Origin of the sequence: Paraburkholderia fungorum, from assembly GCF_900099835.1 — a bacterium.
In the GTDB taxonomy this organism is placed as follows: domain Bacteria; phylum Pseudomonadota; class Gammaproteobacteria; order Burkholderiales; family Burkholderiaceae; genus Paraburkholderia; species Paraburkholderia fungorum_A.
The window spans coordinates 1,501,357-1,520,675 of the sequence record NZ_FNKP01000002.1 but is presented as its reverse complement, the minus strand read 5'-3'; the positions used below and the strand labels follow the sequence as shown (position 1 = coordinate 1,520,675).

Genomic DNA, 19,319 nt, shown 5'->3' with positions numbered 1-19,319 from the left:
GATCAACTGGCTTTCTTGCCTAAGTCCGCTGCCCGAGTTGCGTCCTCAACCCGTCTCACCATCCGCCGCCCATGCCATTTCAGCCGATCCAGTCCTTCACACGCAAACGGCTGTCCGATGTCGTGTCCGACCAGATCAAGCAGCTGATCTCGGAGGGCACGCTGATGCCCGGCGACCGCTTGCCGGCCGAGCGCGACCTGGCGACGCAACTCGGCGTATCGCGGCCGTCGCTGAGAGAGGCGCTGATCAGGCTGGAAGCGGACGGCTACATCGAAACGTCAGGGCGGGGCGGTTTTACCGTCGTCGACATGACCGCGCCGATTATTTCCCGGCCGCTTGCCGAACTGCTGTTGCAGAATCCGCGTACCAGTGCCGATATTCTGGAGTTGCGCCAGGGGCTCGAATCGATTTCAACGGTTTATGCCGCGCAGCGCGCGACCGCCGCCGACCTGAAAAAAATCACCAAAGCGTTCGACGCATTGAAGGCAGGCTCGCAGTCGCAGGATCGCGTGAATCTTGCGGAACTGGATGCCGCGTTTCACCTGGCAATCGCCGACTCCACGCATAACGTCGCACTCGCGCATGTGATGCATGGCATTCACACGCTGATTCGCGAAGGCATGCGCCAGTACCATCGGCTGATCGATTACGACGACGCGATGGAAAAGCAGTTGATGAACCAGCATCAGGCGATCTACGACGCTGTAATCGCTCGCGACGCGCAAAAGGCGCGCAAAGCCGCCGAGCGTCATCTCGCCTATGTCCGCGAAATGTATAAGGACGATGCGGCGAAACCGTCGGCGAGCGAGGTTTCGTGAGACCTGTTTGAACGGCTGATGGTCCGGCCGCCTGCTTTTAATCACTGACTGCGCCCGCCGATTCCGGCATTCGAATAAACGCTGTAAGGCGATGCCTGAGCTCGCCAACGCGCGCGCCTTATCGCGTCGCTTAAGCCCTTCGCTGCACCCATTCCCGACCCATCTCCCGATTGACACCCACCAACGATTTCCCTATATTTCGTTGGTCAGACCAACCATACCAGTCTTACTGGTCGATAAACGGCCGACACAACCCCACATCGTCCCCGTCGAGGAAAGCCCGCTTTGTCGCCCGCCCGCCAGTCTCCGCAATAGAGCGAACGCCTCAGCGGCTGCTGCTTTTCTTTCAATGAGCTTATGAAAGTCGCCCTGTTTATCCCTTGCTTCATCGACGCGTTCTATCCTGAAGTCGGCATCGCCACGCTCGAATTGCTCGAACGCTTCGGCATCGATGTCGATTATCCGCAGCAGCAAACCTGCTGCGGTCAGCCGATGGCCAACAGCGGTGCGCATGCCGAAGCCGCCGGCACCGAGCGCGTGTTTGCGAACAACTTCGCGGGCTACGACTACATCGTCGGACCCTCGGCGAGTTGCATCCATCATGTGCGCGAGCACCTCACCGCGCTGGAGCAGACCGACGAAGTGAAGAAGGTCCGCGCGAGCGCGTACGAACTGGTCGAATTCCTGCATGACGTGGTTGGCGCGCGTGAATTTCCGTGGGCCGAGTTTCCGCATCGGGTGGGGTTGCACAACAGTTGTAGCGCGCTGCGTCATCTGAAAGAAGCGTCGGTATCGGAGATTGCAGCCACACCGTTTTCGAAACCGCGTGCTTTGCTCGAAGGCGTGAAGGGGATCGAGTTCGTCAAACCGGCACGCCCCGACGAATGCTGCGGATTCGGCGGCACGTTCTCCGTCACCGAAGAGCCGGTGTCGGTGCGCATGGGACAGGACAAGGTGCGCGATCACTTGAACGCGGGCGCCGAATACATTGTGTCCGGCGACATGTCGTGTCTGATGCACCAGCAAGGCTGCGCTGAACGCATGAAAGCCGACGCGCGCTTCATTCATATCGCGCAGGTCCTCAACGGAGCACGCGTATGAGCCGGATCGATCATGCGAAGGCGGCGGGTGCGTTCATCAAGAAGACTGAACACGTCGCGTTTCACGACAAACGTCTGTGGGATTTGCGTGAGAAACGCGACGCGCAGGCGCATGGCATCGCCGAATGGGAAACGCTGCGCGAACTGGCGTCGGGAATCAAGGAACACACGCTGTCGAATCTGTCCGACTATCTCGCGCAGTTTGCGGCGGCAGCGGAAGCGAACGGTGTCGTCGTGCATTGGGCCGCGACCGCCGAAGAGCACAACGCACTGGTGCACAAGATCATGTCCGAACGCGGCATGACCACACTCGTCAAAAGCAAGTCGATGCTCACCGACGAATGCAAGATGCGCGAATACCTCGAGCCGCGCGGCATCACGGTGATGGAAACGGACCTCGGCGAGCGCATCCAGCAACTCGATCATCAGGACCCGAGTCATATGGTGGTGCCTGCCGTGCACAAATTGCGCGCGGATGTGGCCGAGCTTTTTGGCCGTACCATCGGCACCGATCCGAAGAACAGCGACATTCACTATCTCGCAGAGAGTCAGCGGATGAACACGCGGCCTTATTTCGTGCGCGAGAAGACAGCGGGCATGACGGGCTGCAATTTCGCGGTGGCCGAGACGGGCACGGTCGTGGTCTGCACGAATGAAGGCAACGCGGATCTGTCGGCGAATGTGCCGCCGTTGCATATCGCGTCGATCGGTATCGAGAAACTGATTCCGAAAGTATCGGATCTCGGCGTGTTTATCCGCATGCTGTCGCGTAGTGCGCTCGGCTCGCCGATTACGCAGTACACGTCGCATTTTCGCGCGCCGAGACCCGGCACCGAAATGCATTACATCCTCGTCGATCACGGCCGCTCCGAGCGGCTCGCGATGGAGGACTTCTGGTACTCGCTCAAGTGCATCCGCTGCGGTGCGTGCATGAATACGTGTCCGGTGTACCGGCGCAGCGGCGGCCTGTCGTATGGCGGCACTTACTCGGGGCCGATCGGCGCGATCATCAACCCGACGTTCGATCTGAAGCGATATAGCGCGTTGCCGTTTGCGTCGACGCTCAACGGTAGCTGCACGAACGTGTGTCCGGTGAAAATCAATATTCACGAGCAGATCTACAAATGGCGCACGGTGATTGCCGAGCATCATGAAGTGCCGTTCGTGAAGCAGGAGGTGCTAAAAATGGCGGGGCGTTTGCTCGCGAGTCCGACCTTGTATCGCGCGACGGTGTCGTCGATGGGTAGCGCGTTGCGGCGTCTGCCGAATTTCGTGCTGTATAACCCGCTGAATATCTGGGGCAAGCAGCGCGAGTTGCCGGAGGCGCCGAAAGAAACCTTCCATGCCTGGTACAAAAAGAATCGGGGAGGCAGCGATGACAACGCGTGACGCTTTTCTGGCGAAAGTGCGGCAGGCGCAGCCGCCGGCGCGACCGCGTCCTGACGTGCCGCTTTTCACCACGGCCGGCGGCGATTTGCGTGCGCGGTTTTCGTCCGCATTGCAGGCGATGGGCGGCACCTGTATCGACGCGGCGGCCCCGGCCGACGTGAGCGCGATGATCCGCGAACGCTTCGGCGATACGGCGTCGATTGCGTCGGCCACCGCTGAAGTGCAGCGCACGCGCGCACTGACAGCGGACACCGAGCCCGCGTCGTTGCAAGACATCGATGTCGGGGTGGTGCGGGCGCGCTTCGGCGTCGCCGAAACCGGCTCGGTGTGGTTCAGCGAGCGCGAATACGTAGTCAATGCGCTGGGATACATTGTCCAGCACCTGGTCGTGCTGCTCGATCCCGCACAGTTGATCGACGGCTTGCAGGATGTTTACCGTCGCGACGATTTCCGCGATGCGCGTTATGCGGCGCTTGTCACGGGACCCTCGGCCACGGCGGATATCGAAGGTGTGCTGATTCGCGGCGCGCAAGGCGTGCGTTCGCTGACCGTGGTGTGGCTCGCGCCCTGAAGCTTCACGACTGAACGCGCCATGGACTTTGCTATCATCACTGTATAAACATACAGGGTTCGCAAAGTCCGTGGCAACTGACGTCCGGTCAGATTTTCCGTCTGACACTCCTTACTACCTGCTGAATTTCGAGCGCGCGCTCGCGTGGCTTGCCGCGCGTTATGACGACTTGCTGGACGCGCACGAGCACGCGTTTCTGCGCGATTTCGCCGGGTTGCCGCAGGCATCGCGCGCATTGCTGGTACGCATGCTGATGCGCAAAGGCACGTTGTTTCGCGCGAGCCGACTGGTCTATGACGAGATCGGCTGCCCTTTGCAGGCGGCGGCTCCATTGGCTGCATCCGGCTGGATCGACGCCGAACCCGCGCTCTCTATCGACGACCTGTTCGCGCTCTCCACACGTCCCCAGTTGCTCGAGATTTTCGCCGACGCCATCGCGTTGATCCCCGGTGCGAAGGCTTTGCGCAAACCCGATCTGCTGGAGACGCTGCGTCCTTTTTATCCAGGCGACGACGACCAGCAGCAGCCACTTGCTGCATGGCATCCACACACTGCCGATTGCGTTCTTCACGTTGCCATCGCGCCACTTTGCGAACGCCTGCGGTTGATGTTCTTCGGCAACTTGCAGCAGGATTGGTCCGAGTTCGTGCTCGCCGACCTTGGCGTGTTCCAGTATGAAAAGGTCGCGTTTGCGCCGTCGTCGCGCGCGTTTCAGCAACGCGCGGACGTCGACGTGTATCTCGCGTTGCATGCGTGCCGCGAAGCGCTCGAATGGCTGCCCGCAGACGATCACGCCGCGCTGGACGAACTGATTGCCACCATCGGCACAATCGAAACGGCGAACCCGTGGCTCGAAACGCGTCGCGCGAAACTGTTGTTTCGAATTGGCTACGATTGCGAACGTCGGCGCAATTGGGCTGCTGCGCTGGCGATTTATGAAAGTTGCGCGTGGCCCGGCGCGCGGCATCGGCGTATGCGTGTGCTTGAACGCAGCGAGCGTTTCGACGACGCGTTTGCGTTGGCATTGCAAGCCGCAACCGAGCCGGAAAGCGAAGAAGAAGCGCAGCGTATTGCGCGGATGTTGCCGCGTTTGCGGCGCAAGCGCGGTGAGCCGGTCATGCGCACGCCGGCCGCGCGTCCGGTCGAACGCAGCACGCTGGTGTTGCCGAAGCCCGAGGTTCCGCAATCGGTCGAATATGTCGCGCGCGATTATCTGAGCACCGACGCCGCGCCAGTGCATTACGTCGAGAACGCGCTGATCAATTCGCTGTTCGGTCTGCTGTGCTGGGAGCCGGTTTTTGCGGCGCTGCCCGGCGCTTTTTTTCATCCGTTTCAACGCGGGCCGGCCGATCTGCATGCGCCGGATTTTCACGCGCGTCGTGCGGATCAGTTCGCCGCGTGCCTCGCGCAACTCGACAGCGGCGTTTATCGCGAGACGATTCAACGGCATTTGCACGCGAAGGCGGGCTTGCAATCGCCGTTCGTATTCTGGGGACTGTTGTCGGCGGAACTCGTTTCGCTTGCGCTCGACTGTCTGCCTGCCGCGCATCTGAAACTGTGGTTCGAGCGGCTGCTGCGCGATATTCGCGGCAACCGGTCGGGCTTGCCCGATCTGATCCGCTTCTGGCCCGATGAGCGGCGTTATGAATTGATCGAAGTGAAAGGGCCGGGCGATCGCCTGCAGGACAATCAGATTCGCTGGCTGGCGTATTGCGCGCAGCATGCAATGCCGGTGCGCGTGCTCGACATTCGCTGGGCCGGAGAAGAGAGCGTCGGCGAAGCGGAATTCAGCGGAGCGGCCGTATGAACTATGTAGTCGCGGTTCGCGCGCTGTGCGAATTCACTGCGAGACGCGGCGATCTGGATCTGCGCTTCACGCCCGCGCCGACTTCGCTCGAAGGCATGGCGGGGCACCTGACCGTCGCGGGTCGTCGCACGAGCAGCTATGAAACCGAAATCGCGCTGACGGGCACGCATCGCAGCCTGACCGTGCGCGGCCGCGCCGACGGCCACGACCCGGTGGCGCGCCGGCTCGAAGAGATCAAGACGCATCGCGGCGATCTGGCGCGAATGCCCGCCAATCACCGCGCGCTGCATTGGGCGCAGGCGCTGGTGTACGGCCATCTGCTGTGTCGCGCGCGCGGGCTTGCCGGGCTGGACGTTGCGCTTGTTTACTTCGATATCGGCAGCCAGAAAGAAACCGTGCTGACGCAAACGCATACGGCGCGTGAACTCGAAATTTTCTTCGTCGAGCAGTGTGAAAGTTTTCTCGATTGGGCCGTGCAGGAAGACGCGCATCGCGTCGCACGCAATGCCGCGCTCGGCGCGTTGCAGTTTCCGCATGGGCAGTTTCGCAGTGGGCAGCGTGAACTGGCGGTGTCGGTATATCGGGCGGCGCGAGACGGTAAGCCGCTGATGGCACAGGCGCCGACCGGCATCGGCAAAACGCTGGCGACGATTTTTCCGCTGCTCAAAGCGTGCGCGTCGGATCAGATCGACCGCGTATTTTTTCTGACCGCGAAGACGCCGGGCCGCGCGCTGGCCCTCGATGCAATCGACACGCTGCATCGAAGCGCGGCGGTGTCTTCCGCACCGTTGCCGCTGAGAACGCTCGAACTGGTCGCCCGCGACAAAGCCTGCGAGCATCCCGACAAGGCGTGTAACGGCGATTCCTGTCCGCTTGCGAACGGGTTCTACGACCGGCTCGACGCGGCCCGCGCCACGGCGCTGGCCGGCCCGCGTCTGGATCGCGCAGCGGTGCGCGACGCGGCGCTGGCGCATGAAATCTGTCCGTACTATCTGGCGCAGGAGTTGGCGCGCTGGGCCGACGTGGTGGTCGGCGATTACAACTACTACTACGACGGCAGCGCGATGCTGTACGCGCTGACGCAGCTCAACCAGTGGCGCGTCGGCGTGCTGGTGGACGAAGCGCACAACCTGCTCGACCGCGCGCGTGGCATGTACAGCGCGTCGCTCGATCAGGCGGCGTTCCGGGTCGCGCGCAAGAGCGCACCCACTACGTTGCGCCGCCCGCTCGAACGCCTGCAACGCGCGTGGAACGCGGTAAAACGCGCGCAGACCGACACCTATCAGGTCTACGCCGAGGTGCCGGGTCAACTGCTACAGGCCGCGCAGAATCTGATCGGCGCGGTCACCGACCAGCTTGCCGACGCACCGCTTTCCATCGACGAAGCGTCGCTGCGGTTTTTCTTCGACGCGATGCATTTCGTCGCGCTGGCCGAGCAGTTCGGCGAGCATTCGATCTTCGACATCACGCTTAACGCCGACCGCTACGCGCCGCGCGGCAAGACCAGCGCCACGCTGTGCGTGCGCAACGTGATCCCTGCGCCGTTTCTGGCGCCGCGTTACGCGGCGGCCCGTACCACGGTGATGTTTTCCGGCACGCTCAACCCGCATCATTTCTATCTCGACACGCTCGGTTTGCCGGACGACACGCAATGGCTCGATGTCGAAGGGCCGTTTCGCGCGGAGCAGCTCGAAGTGCGCGTGGCGGCCAACGTATCGACTCGCTGGCGCGACCGCGAACAATCGCTCGCGCCGATCGTCGATCTGATCGCCACGCAGTACGCGAGCCGGCCAGGCAATTACCTGGGGTTCCTGAGCAGCTTCGATTATCTGCAACAGGTGGTCGAATTGATGCGCGAGCGGCATCCCGATCTGCCCGTGTGGGCGCAGCAACCCGGCATGGACGAAGCCGCGCGCGATGCATTTCTTGCGCGATTCCGCACCATGAATCAGGGCGTGGGGTTCGCGGTGCTCGGCGGCGCGTTTTCGGAGGGTGTCGATCTGGTCGGCCAGCAGTTGATCGGCGCGTTCATCGCCACGCTCGGCTTGCCGCAGATGAACGACGTCAACGAGCAGATGCGCCGCACGATGGACGCGAAGTTTGGCAGCGGGTACGACTACATGTACCTGTACCCGGGTTTGCGGAAAGTGGTGCAGGCGGCAGGGCGCGTGATCCGCACGGAGCAGGACCGTGGCGTGGTGCATCTGATCGACGATCGCTACCGGCGCCCCGAAGTGCGGCGCCTGCTGCCGCGCTGGTGGGTGGTGCGGTAGGTTCGCGCTACCGCACCGTGCGTCGTTGCGTTATTTGTGAGGCGAGGGCGTGCCTGGATTCGCAGGCGTTCCCGGGCCACCGGCCGGTTGCGGATCGACCGGAATCTGATCTTCGACCGGCGCATCGCCGTCGTCGTCTTTTCGCGGTACATCTGCTGGCGACGGCGGGGGTGCCGCGTCATCCTTCACCTCGGGCGCACGCGTTTCGCCTCCGCCGATCTGCGCGGGCACGCTCTCCGGGTCCCACGTCAGAAGATGGCGCTGCGGATTCGCAATCTCGATTCCCAACTCACGGAACCGGTCGAGAATGCGCCGGTTGAATTCGCGCTGCACGCCCCAGCGGGTCGTGTCGCGGCATTGAATCTGACCGGCGAGCGTAACAGCCGAGCCGTCCACGCCATCGACGCCCCAGAACGAGAAGTCGGACAGGATGCCGTCCTTGAACTTGTCGTCCTGACGCAGCGCCGCGCCGATTTCCTTCAGCGTGTCGATCGCGAGATCGGTGTCCTGGCCGAACACGATATTGACCCGCACCGCCGCATTGCCCAGCCCGCGATTGGTGTTGTTCACCGTCGATACCGAACTGAACGGCACCGTGAACAGCGAGCCGTCGCTACCGCGCAGCCGCACCGTGCGGATCGACAGATATTCGACGGTGCCCGACACGCCCGCGAGCGTGACCCAGTCGCCGACCTGCATCGCGTTTTCCATCAACAGGAAAATGCCGGTGATGAAATCCTGCACGAGCTTTTGCGAGCCGAAGCCCAGCGCGACGCCGAAGATACTCGCGCCCGCCAGCAGCGGCCCGATGTTCACGCCGAGTTCGCTGAGGCCGGTGAGCACGACCACCAGCGCGATCACGCAGAAGAGCGCGCTGCGCAGCATCGGCAGCAATGTGCGCAGGCGCGCGGCGCGCACCAGATCGCCGCTGGTGGTCCAGCGGTCCAGCCGCTGTTCGACCGACACGTTGACGGCTTCCCATACGACCAGCGCGATCACCGCCGCCACGCCGATGGTCGCCAGCGCCGACGCGAGCCGGTGCCCGACCGTGCCCGCACCGAACAGATCGACCACATCGACGCCCCACACCTGCAGCAGCCCGAGGGCGGTCGCGATGCCGATCAGCCAGCCGATCAGGCGGCGCAACAGCGGGTAATAACGGTACGCGTGCTGATGCACGAGCGACTTCTGCGACTCGTCTTCCACGTGAAAGAGCCGCGCCAGCGCACCGAAAATCACGATCGACACGACCCGCGCGCCGACGAGGATCGCGATCGACAGGCCGCCGACATGCAGCAGCGTGTGATAACCGTTCTGCACGTCGAACGCCCAGACGACCCACAGCGCCATCACGATCGCGACCGCGAACCACGCCCACGCGTCGGCGAATGCGTTGCCGAGCATCTGCAGCGACGCGTGCGCGGCAAAGCGTTTGCGGATCAACTCGCCGACCGGCCGTGCGCATTGCAGTATCAGCACCGACAGCATGACGTGACCCGCCAGCGTGACCACCTTCAGCAACGCGAGATGCGCGGCATCGTTCAGGCCGACCGACTGCGCGACTTCGGCGAGCGCGACGCCGCTGCCGACTACGGCAACGATCCGCACGATCCAGCGCTGCACGAACATCGCCCACGCATCGCTCATGTTGAGCAGCCGCAGACGCGGCGCGGTGGGTTGCAGGAAGAACCCGAAACCGATCACGATGACGCGCGACAACACGTAGATGTCGATCAGCGAATCGAGGGCGCGGTCTTGCGCCGTGCCGTTGTCGGCGTAGATCGACATCAGCGCGCTCGCCGCGCCGACGAAAACCACGAGCGGCAGCAACCGCAACACGGTGATGAACAGCGCGCGCGGCAGACGCTGCAGCAGCGTCCAGTGATGCCGCGCGTTCTGCTTGCCTTTCGCTTCGATCACCTTGCTGTCGGCGGGCGACTTGCCGGCGGTGCCGGGCGCGGCGGGTGAAACCGGCAGCGCGGGTGCGGCGTTCGGTGCATCGGCGGACGGCGGCACGACATCGACGGGGAGATCGGCGCGCGCCGCTTCGTCCTGTTCGTTACGCTCGCGGCGTGCGGCCAAGGCCAGATAAGCGCGGCGCAACAGCCGCCGCGCGAGCCATTCGAGCACGAACGCGGGAATGAGTGCCGCGAGCAGCGAGCCGATGACGCGCAGCAGCGTCGCGCGTGCTTCTGGGTTGCTCGATTGCCAGTTCCACCACGCGTGGACCGAGGTCACGTCGAGCAGCGCCGCGACCGACCCGCGCAGCGACTTGCCGAATTTGACCGCCCAATGCGCGCCCTGACGGGCAAGTTGCGACGCGAGTCCGTTGGACTTGAAGGCGTCGGGGACAATCGCGGCCACTCCGCTTGCCGGAGCCGCAGCGGGCGCCGACGCGGCTTGCGGCGCGGATGCGGGCGGCGCGCTCAACGCACCGGCGGCGGCAATCGCCTGCAGGGTGTCGGCGACCTGCGCGCGGCGTTTCGGATCGTTGAGCACGTCGAGCGCGGCGCGGGCCTGCTGGGGCGTCAGGCTGACGGCCTCGCCGGAAGCGGGTGACGTGGACGCTGCTTTGGCCGCAGCGGTGGCGGCAACGGCGGCATCGGCGGATGACACGCCGAAGGCGAAAAGTAGAAGTAACCAGACGTGAAGTAATTTGCGCATAGGGTGTAAAGCGAGGTACCAGGTGCAGATGATTGTGCCGAGAGTGGTGGCGGGACAAAGGGGGCTTCGGCGGCGTGACCATGAACCGACACGGGTCAGGTCGTACAAGTTCCTCGGAAATGCGGCGGGGCGGCGCATCACGGCGTGTCAGGCTTGGTGTGATGCGTCGGTTCGTGGGTCGACTCATGGGTAACGATAGCCCACCTCGAACCGCACGCCCGACCCGCTTCAGGTAGCACGAAGCTTGCCCGTCAAGCAGAGCCGCCTTCAGCACCGCCGGCCGCGAGACGCAAAAATTCGCGCGTGGACGCCGAGCGGTCGAACGCCCGTGTCGCGATGACGATCTCGGTGAAACAGTTTGCCATGTCGAGCGATTTGAACACTGCGCCGTCGGCTGCATAGCGGGCAAGGTTGCGCGGTACGAGGCCGAAGCCAAGCCCGGCCGCCGCGAGCGCGACGACGCTCGCGGAATCGGCGACACGCAGCACGCGGCGCGGCTCGAAACCGGCCTCGCGGCACAGCTCCAGCGCGCGATGACCGATACCGATCCCGGCGGGGTCGTCGACGATGACCAGCCGTTCGCGCGCCAATTCGCGCAGCGACAGCGCGCTTCCTTCCGTGGCCGCGCAGGCGGGGTGGTCGCGCGGCAGCACGGCATCGAGCGGCGTGTGCGAAAACGGCGTGATCCTGATCGTCGCGGGCGCAACGCCTGCCGGCGAGCGCAGGAACGCCACGTCGATCCGCTCCTCGCCCAGCGCGCTCAACTGCTCCTGCACGCCAATGCCGATCAGTTCGAGTTCCACATCCGGCCGCGCCAGCGAAAAGCGCTTCAGCAGCGCGGGCAATTCCGGTTCCAGCATCGCCGAATGAGCGTAGGCGACGCACAACTTGCCGAGTTCGCCACGACTCGCGCGACGGCCCGCCAGCACGGCGGTCGACGCATTGTCGAGCGCGATTTTAGCGTGTTCGAGAAAAACCGCACCCGCTTCGGTCAATTCGATCCCGCGACGTACGCGGCGGAACACCTTGAATTCCAGCGACGCTTCGAGCGCCTTGATCTGCTGGGTGACCGCCGGCTGGGCGATTCCCAGCCGCTCGGCGGTACGGCCAAGGTGCAGTTCTTCGGCGGCGATCACGAAGGTGCGGAAGTGGCGAAAATCCATCGAATGAAAGGGGGCGCGAAGCCCCGCCAGGATTATGAAATAAGTTTATCTTATCAAAAACGCCGGTTTTCCTTGCTTGATCCTTAATGCTGCGACGCGTCAAATAGGGGCCTCGGTTGAACAAAAGCACGTTCGACCCATGCAATACGACACCAGACGAGGCCCATCAATGAACGCAAACGCCAAACCCGAACAGCTTCTTCCTGCAGCGGACGCAGCCAGCGCCGAAGTGAACGACCTGCGCTCCGCGCTCGCGCGGCTGGCGGCCTATCCCGGCCAGCTTCACGAAACCGACCGCGAAGTCGACCCGCACGCTGAACTGGCGGGCGTCTACAAGCGCATCGGCGCAGGCGGCACGGTCGAGCGCCCGACCCGCACGGGTCCGGCGATGATGTTCAACAACGTGAAGGGGTATCCGGGAAGCCGCGTGCTGGTCGGGCTGATGGCAAGCCGCAAGCGCGTCGGTCTGCTGCTCGAATCGGAGCCGCGCAAGCTCACGCAGCGGATGGGCGATGCCGTCAAGAACGCGATCGCGCCAGTCACGGTCGACGCGCAACACGCGCCGTGTCAGGAGGTCGTGCATCTGGCGAGCGATCCCGCGTTCGATCTGCGCACGCTGCTGCCCGCGCCGACCAACACCGAAAGCGACGCCGGCCCGTTCTTTTGCCTCGGCCTCGTGCTGGGCAGCGATCCCGACGAAGGTCACACGGATGTGACGATCCACCGCCTGTGCGTGCAGGGTCGCGACGAACTGTCGATTTTCTTCGCGCCGGGCCGTCACATCGATACGTTCCGTCAGAAGGCGGAAGCGCGCGGCGAAGCGCTGCCGGTGTCGATCAACATGGGGCTCGATCCGGCGATCCACATTGGCGCATGCTTCGAAGCGCCGACCACGCCGCTCGGGTTCGACGAGTTGTCGATTGCGGGCGGACTGCGCGGCAAGCCGGTCGAACTGGTGAATTGCGTGAGCGTCGCGCAGAAGTCGATTGCGCGGGCCGAGATCGTGATCGAAGGCGAGATTCTGCCGAACGTGCGCGTCGCGGAAGATCAGAACACCGGCACCGGTCACGCCATGCCCGAGTTTCCCGGCTATAACGGGCCGGCCAATCCGGCGCTCCCGGTGATCAGGGTCAAGGCCGTCACGATGCGCCATGGCGCAATTCTGCAAACGCTGGTCGGCCCCGGCGAAGAGCACACGAGCCTCGCCGGTATCCCGACCGAGGCGAGCATCCACAACGCCGTCGAAGCCGCGATGCCCGGGTTCGTCAGCCAGGTGAACGCGCATACCGCCGGCGGCGGCAAGTTCCTCGCGATTTTGCAGGTCAACAAGCAAAGCGCATTCGACGACGGCCGCGCGCGCCAGGCCGCGATCATCGCGCTCGGCGTGTACTCCGAACTCAAGCACGTGATGCTGGTGGACGCCGACGTCGATCCGTTCGATAGCGACGACGTGTTGTGGGCGATGACCACGCGTTTCCAGGGCGATCTGTCCACGGTCTTTCTGCCGAAGGTCAACGGACACGTGCTCGATCCGTCGCAGACGCCGGAGTTCAACCCCGCGTTGCCCGCGCGCGGCGTGACCTGCAAGACGATTTTCGACTGCACCGCGCCGTTCGCGCTGCGCCACGAGTTCGTCCGCGCGAAGTTCAAGGAGGTCGATCCGCGTCCGTTCGCGCCGCATCTTTTCGACGACCAGGACGCTGAAGAAGGAGCCGATCATGAGTAAGCGCATGGGAAATGGCCGTCCCCGGCTGATTATCGGCGTGACGGGTGCGACGGGCATCATTTACGCCGAGCGCGCGCTCAGGATGTTGCGCGAACTCGATATCGAAACCCATCTGGTGATGAGCCGCGCAGCCGAACTGACACGCGAATACGAGTCGTCGCTGAGCCGTCAGGAGCTGCACGATCTCGCTGATGTGGTTCATCCGATCGGTGACGTGGGGGCGTCGATCGCGTCGGGTTCGTTCCGCACGCTCGGCATGCTGGTGGTGCCGTGCTCGATGCGCACGGTCGGCGAGATTGCGTCGGGCGTGACCAGCACGCTGCTCACGCGGGCCGCCGATGTGGTGCTCAAGGAGCGCAACCGTCTCGTGCTGATGGCGCGCGAGACGCCGCTGAACCTGATCCATCTGCGCAACATGCTGACGGTGACGGAAGCGGGCGCGGTGGTGTTTCCGCCGGTGCCCGCGTTCTACGCGAAACCTGGCAGCATCGACGATCTGGTCGATCATTCGGTGAGCCGCGCGCTGGATCTGTTCGGGCTGGATACCGAGCGGATCGAAGGATGGCGCGAGGCCGAGCATCTGGCGCGGGTCGGGCTGGGCAAGGTGAAAGACGGTTTGCCGGAGGTGAGGGCGGAAGCCGAAACCATTTGAAGTTGTGTGACAGCGGTGCTGGCCATGCTTGGCATGGTCCTTACGATCAGGGTTCGCGTCGCGGACGAATGGTCAGCATCGCCAACCCGCCACCCGCCAGCGCGCACAGCGCCGAGACCAGCGCGACCGCGCGCAGCGCAGCGCCCAGCGATTCGGCCTGAGCCTGCTTGACGGTGGCTTGCTGCGCGCTTCCCGCAGATGCGTCCGACGATGCGGCACCGTCCGCCTCCGCGAGATTCGCCGCCGCGTGTTCCGTATGCGGGATATGCAACGCATCGAGCCGCGCGTCGAGTGCCGCTTCGCGCGACCACATGAACACGATCCCCAGCACTGCAATCGCCAGCAATCCCGCCACCCGCGCGACCGCGTTATTGATGCCCGACGCGACGCCCGTACGCGCGGCGGTCACCGAGGTCATCACGGTGGTGGTCAACGGTGCAACGGTGATGGTCATGCCGAGTCCCAGTACGACGAGCGCCGGGAAAAAGCCGCTCCAGTAAGCGCCGCGCACCCACGGCAACGCGAGCATCGCGAAACCCGCCGCTGCGATTACGGGGCCTGCGACCAGCAAGGCCCGCGCGCCGTAACGGCTCGTCAATCCGCCGGTAAAACGCGACAGCAGGCCGATGGTCACCGGCACCGGTAACAGCGCCGCACCCGCCTGAGTCGCGCTGTAACCGTAAGCGCGGATCAGCGTGAACGGCAGGTAGAACAGCGCCCCGCCCAGACCGAAATAGATCAGCAGCGTCACCAGATTCGCGCCGACGAAATCGCGCGAGTGGAACACGTCGAGCGGCATCATCGGGTCACGGGTGTTCGCTTCGAGCCGCACGAAGCCGGTCAGCACGATCAGGCCGCCGAACATCGACGCGAGCACCCAGCGGTCGTCGAATCCGTGCGTCGATGCGAGGGTCAGGCCGTAGGTCAGCGCCGCGAGTCCGGTGGCTGCCATCGCCGCGCCGGCCCAGTCGAGGTTGAGCGGTTGATCTGGCGTAAGCGCTGTGTTTCGCCCGATGTCGTCGCCGCGGCTGTCCGGCACGGCGACGATGGCCAGCGCGACGGTCGCGCACGCAATCGGCACGTTCAGGAAGAAGATGGCGCGCCATGAAAACGCGTCGACCAGCCAGCCTCCGGCAACCGGTCCCAGCGCCGACGTGATCGCGCCGACACCGGCCCAGGTGCCGATCGCCTGGCCGCGCTCCTTGTCGTCGAACACCGCGCCGATGATCGCGAGGCTGCTTGGCACCAGCAGCGCCGCGCCGACGCCTTGCACCGCGCGCGCCGCGATCAGTGCGCCCGCGCCCGGAGCCAGCCCGCAAGCCACCGACGCCAGCGTAAACAGCACGATCCCGGCGAGGAACACCGTGCGCCGCCCGAGCTTGTCGCCGAGCGAGCCGCCCACCAGCACCAGTGAGCCGAGGAACAGCAGGTATGCATCGACGATCCACTGGATCGCGGCGACGCTTGCATCGAGTTCGGTCTGAATGGACGGCAGCGCGACGTTGACGACGGAGCCGTCGATAAACGCCATGCTGGAGCCGAGAATCGTCGCGGCCAGCGCGAGCTTTTTACGTCGGCAGGGATGATTTGAGCTAAGCGGCTGCGCGCGGATGACGAGCGCGTCGCAAGGGCTAGCCTGAGCGGGCAGCGTAGAAGCGGAGCGGCGCTGGGAATCTGGAGGTGAGTCCGCGACGTGCTGATCGGCCAAGTCCACTCCGTTACGGCTGAAGGGCTTTCAGGATGGTGGCGGGGCCGCTCGGGCGGGTAGCGCCGGAGGTGGTTTGCAGGCGCGAGTGACGCCGGGCTGGACGGGGCTGATTGGGGAGTGCCGGCGGCCACGCACTGCGAAACCGCTTCCACGCCACCACCCCACGCATCGGCTCACAGCAAACTACCGATCGCTCACCGCACTTGCCTTAGTGACCACGCCCCCAATCCCACTTACACCACCGACGACGCCTGCTGCTCCGCCTCGTCATCGGAATCGGTGCCGCCGCTGGCGCTCGACGCGCGCGCGGCCGCCGCCGGTTCCTGATGCAGCCGGTTCGCGTGCATCAGCCGGTACAGCGTGGCGCGCGAAATGCCCAGCTCCGCCGCTGCCTCGGACAGCTTGTAGCCGTGCCGCTGCAACGCGTTTTCGATCGCGTCCTTTTCGGCCTTGCTGCGGATTTCCGCCAGCGTCACCGCCGGCCCGTGATCGGTCTCCGGTAAGCCGAGGTCGCTCGCGGTAATGAAGCGGCCCTCGCTCATCACCACCGCGCGCCGCACGCAATTGATCAGCTCGCGCACGTTGCCCGGCCACGGGTAATTCGACATGGCGACGATCGCGTCGCTCGACAGCCCGCGCAGTTTGCGCGCGCCGTCCTGTTTGTACATGCTCAGCGCATAGTTGGCGAGCAGCTTGATGTCGCCGCCGCGCTCGCGCAACGGCGGCTCGACCAGCCTCAGCACGCAGAGCCGGTGATACAGGTCGGAGCGGAAGCGTCCGTCTTCGACCGCTTTATCCAGATCGACGTGAGTCGCCGAAATGACCCGCACGTCGACCTTGATCGGCCCGTTGCCGCCGAGACGCTCGATCGTGCCTTCCTGCAAAAAGCGCAGCAGAACGGCCTGGCACTCGTGCGGCATGTCGCCGATTTCATCGAGAAAAAGGGTGCCTTCGTGCGCGCTTTCGATTCGGCCAATCTTGCGTTGCAACGCGCCGGTAAACGCACCGCGCTCATGGCCGAACAGTTCGGCTTGCAGCAGGCTCGGCGGAATCGCCGCGCAATTGATTGCGACGAAAGTGCGGCCGGCGCGCGGCGAGCGCTCGTGAATCGCGCGCGCGGTCAGTTCCTTGCCCGTGCCCGATTCGCCGGCGACGAACACCGGCGCGTCGGTCACGCCGCATTTGTCGATACGCCGGTAAAGCTGCTGCATCGCCTCGCACTGGCCGACCATGCCGTGCCGTCCGAGCGACGGTTCCGGCGCGACGGGCGGAGCCTGGCGCAAGCTCGACAGCCCGTGTGCGTGACCGAGCGCGAACACGAGCCGCTCGTTCAGCCATGGCCGGGTAACGAAGTCGAAGCAGTAATCGAGAATGAAACGGCTGACCAGTTCGTTTTCCGCCTGGCCCGGCACGATCTGCGCGACCCAGTTGGTTTCGACGCGCCGCATGCACGACGCAAGCGCGGACAGATGTTGCGACGTGCAGTCGCCGGGAAGTTCGACGAGGCCGACCTTGATGTTGCCGCGCTCGAGCATGCGTTCGGCGACCGCCGTGCTTTTTGCATGCACGGCTTGCCACCCGGAGGCTGCCAGAAAGTCGGCGAGTTTCTGATCGGGCGAGCTCGACACGTACAGAACGGTGCGTTCCGCGTCGACAGGCGTGCAAATCGTAGTCATGTAACCCCCGGGTTCGGTGCTGCTCTCAGGACTGCAAGTTCGACATACTCAACATACCGGCAGGCAACGCCGACCTTCGGCCAACCAGGCTCGGGTCCATTTGCACGGAACCGGGCCTCGCGGGCCTGACACAAAGCCACGGTGTTCAGGCCTCACGGCGACTGCCGTTCCTGAACACGCGGCGCATTCACGATAGCAGGAAAGCGGAGGCATGGAGCGGGCCGCGCGACGCGCGGCTTGCTACAACATGGACGGATAGCGGAAGAGTGTTCATGACTGAAACCGCCAGACTTTTTCATCCCCGAATCACGGCAATCGCTTCTGCCTCTAAGGCCTGGTAATACGCTCTAATTGGCGCATGGTCTAAAGATAAGCGAAAGCGCCATGAAGCGCCATACAAAGAGTCATGAATGCGATCTGGATTGCCGCGGAATGATACAGCGCATTTCGTTTAAAAATAACCCGTCAAGCCTTTTATGCGGGGCATCCCACATAGTTTTGCATTTCAATCGGGATTATCGCGACGGTCTAAAGGCGCTTGCGATTCAGCTTGTCTCAAGCTTGCGACATCTTGGGCACGTCCTTGCAAGCGCTATCGGATATCCGCAAGCACCGGCACATTTGACCTGGCCCCAGCGTAATCCATAGCCAGTGGGATGACGGTCGATTACACCGCCCGCACGCGCAGCACCCGTTTATGTTGCGGCGCGCTAAAGGCGGATGCGATCACGTCTCACGGACGAATCAAAGCGCGGCGTCAATCGACTGATTTAACTCTCTGGCGTAACCAGGCTTACGGTGGATAAGGTTTTGCGCCGCATGGCATAGCCGTTGCAATAAGAGATTCACAGCGGATGCGTTTGCCGACCGGTCCACAGCACGGGGTAATACGGGGAAACATACCGGCGGCCAACACGGAATCCGATGCATGAAATTCAATGCACGGAGATTCGATAGATATTCGCGGGATGTCGTAAGCACGGTCGGGAGGCCAATGTGTCTTGCGAGGAAGCGGCGGGGCCAACTTAAAAAGAATGTCGAATAAAACGGCACGAATGATCGGTAAAAAATTTTCGATCATTCGCGGCTGGACGATGTAAAGCGTTAAATCGCCATTTTTCCGTCGTTTAAGGACGGTGACGAAGTGAATAGCGATAACGCGTAATAACGACAGGCGCCGTCCGCGCAGTTGGCGGGCAACGCGCCGGACGGGGAAAGCTCAGCGCTCGGATCAGGACCGGCCGGCGCGAAGAAGCGGGGAGAACCAGGCCATAGCTTCCATAGAGAAGCGCAAATACGAGGTGAACTGGGAGCCGTGTCCGTGGATTCACACGGGCACGGCCGCCTGGACGTGGCCCGGCAGGGTCAGGACTCATCTTTTGGGGGGTGTCATGAACAGAACTAACAGAACCAGTGAAGCCGGCAGCGCCATCGGCGCGTTGGATCGACTGAGTTTCAACGGTAATAGCGGGCTCTCCTACCGGCCGCATGTCGGCGCGTCACGGCGACTTTTTGCTGCGCCGCCGGTGGATCTGACCACGCTGGTCATCGCGCAGGAGATCAAGCGCAAGGCGCAGGCGGAACTTCAGCGCGAAGTGCTTCGCGACACGGCGTATCGGTACGACATGCCGGTCCAGCAGGAACGCAACGACGACCGTAACAACACACGCAACGACGAACGCGGTGGCTGGAACAATCCCGCCGATTTCGACGAATAACTCACGCAAGCGTCGGCCGCAGTCGACGTGGCCTCGCCAAGCGGGCGGTTTCAG

General features: G+C 63.8%; 13 protein-coding genes. 9 read left to right on the top strand and 4 right to left on the bottom strand.

What is annotated here, in order from left to right:
• Window positions 1-71: 71 nt before the first annotated feature.
• The 6 genes from BLS41_RS22670 (at window position 72) to BLS41_RS22645 (ending at window position 7,958) form a co-directional block, all read left to right on the top strand.
• Complete coding sequence (locus BLS41_RS22670; protein WP_074768896.1) at window positions 72-818, top strand: FadR/GntR family transcriptional regulator; 747 nt, start codon at window positions 72-74, stop codon at window positions 816-818.
• A 357-nt stretch (window positions 819-1,175) separates the two neighbouring features.
• Complete coding sequence (locus tag BLS41_RS22665; protein WP_074768894.1) at window positions 1,176-1,919, top strand: (Fe-S)-binding protein; 744 nt, start codon at window positions 1,176-1,178, stop codon at window positions 1,917-1,919.
• Window positions 1,916-3,307: a lactate utilization protein B gene (locus tag BLS41_RS22660; protein ID WP_074768892.1), complete on the top strand. Its 1,392-nt coding sequence runs from the start codon at window positions 1,916-1,918 to the stop codon at window positions 3,305-3,307. The genes BLS41_RS22665 and BLS41_RS22660 overlap by 4 nt, the downstream gene beginning before the upstream one ends.
• Window positions 3,294-3,878, top strand: a complete 585-nt coding sequence (locus BLS41_RS22655; protein ID WP_074768890.1) for a LutC/YkgG family protein — start codon at window positions 3,294-3,296, stop codon at window positions 3,876-3,878. Before BLS41_RS22660 ends, BLS41_RS22655 begins: the two co-directional genes overlap by 14 nt.
• Window positions 3,879-3,948: 70 nt before the next feature.
• A complete protein-coding gene (locus BLS41_RS22650; protein ID WP_074768888.1) occupies window positions 3,949-5,685 on the top strand; it encodes a VRR-NUC domain-containing protein in 1,737 nt (578 codons plus the stop codon).
• Entirely contained in the window at window positions 5,682-7,958 is a 2,277-nt protein-coding gene (locus BLS41_RS22645; protein WP_074768886.1) for an ATP-dependent DNA helicase, read from the top strand. The genes BLS41_RS22650 and BLS41_RS22645 overlap by 4 nt, the downstream gene beginning before the upstream one ends.
• A 30-nt stretch (window positions 7,959-7,988) precedes the next feature.
• On the opposite strand, the gene BLS41_RS22640 is transcribed toward BLS41_RS22645, so the two are convergent.
• Complete coding sequence (locus BLS41_RS22640; RefSeq protein WP_074768884.1) at window positions 7,989-10,622, bottom strand: mechanosensitive ion channel family protein; 2,634 nt, start codon at window positions 10,620-10,622, stop codon at window positions 7,989-7,991.
• Between the two features lie 251 nt (window positions 10,623-10,873).
• On the bottom strand, window positions 10,874-11,785 hold the full coding sequence (locus BLS41_RS22635; protein ID WP_074768881.1) for a LysR family transcriptional regulator: 912 nt from the start codon (window positions 11,783-11,785) through the stop codon (window positions 10,874-10,876).
• Between the two features lie 169 nt (window positions 11,786-11,954).
• Here BLS41_RS22635 and BLS41_RS22630 point away from each other — a divergent pair, with 169 nt between their 5' ends.
• The gene (locus tag BLS41_RS22630) at window positions 11,955-13,511 is read left to right on the top strand and encodes a UbiD family decarboxylase (protein ID WP_074768879.1); all 1,557 of its coding nucleotides are present in this window, start codon (window positions 11,955-11,957) and stop codon (window positions 13,509-13,511) included.
• Window positions 13,504-14,163: a UbiX family flavin prenyltransferase gene (locus BLS41_RS22625; protein ID WP_083380047.1), complete on the top strand. Its 660-nt coding sequence runs from the start codon at window positions 13,504-13,506 to the stop codon at window positions 14,161-14,163. Before BLS41_RS22630 ends, BLS41_RS22625 begins: the two co-directional genes overlap by 8 nt.
• A 46-nt stretch (window positions 14,164-14,209) precedes the next feature.
• Here the strand turns inward: BLS41_RS22625 and BLS41_RS22620 are convergent, their stop codons facing one another.
• Together BLS41_RS22620 and BLS41_RS22615 are read right to left on the bottom strand one after the other, a co-directional pair.
• Entirely contained in the window at window positions 14,210-15,871 is a 1,662-nt protein-coding gene (locus tag BLS41_RS22620) for an MFS transporter (RefSeq protein ID WP_074768877.1), read from the bottom strand.
• A gap of 233 nt (window positions 15,872-16,104) precedes the next feature.
• Window positions 16,105-17,547, bottom strand: a complete 1,443-nt coding sequence (locus tag BLS41_RS22615) for a sigma-54-dependent transcriptional regulator (RefSeq protein ID WP_074768875.1) — start codon at window positions 17,545-17,547, stop codon at window positions 16,105-16,107.
• Window positions 17,548-18,938: 1,391 nt separating this feature from the next.
• Here BLS41_RS22615 and BLS41_RS22610 point away from each other — a divergent pair.
• Window positions 18,939-19,265 carry a hypothetical protein gene (locus BLS41_RS22610; RefSeq protein ID WP_216350615.1) on the top strand — a complete coding sequence of 109 codons (327 nt, stop codon included), beginning with the start codon at window positions 18,939-18,941 and terminating at the stop codon, window positions 19,263-19,265.
• Window positions 19,266-19,319 lie beyond the last annotated feature (54 nt).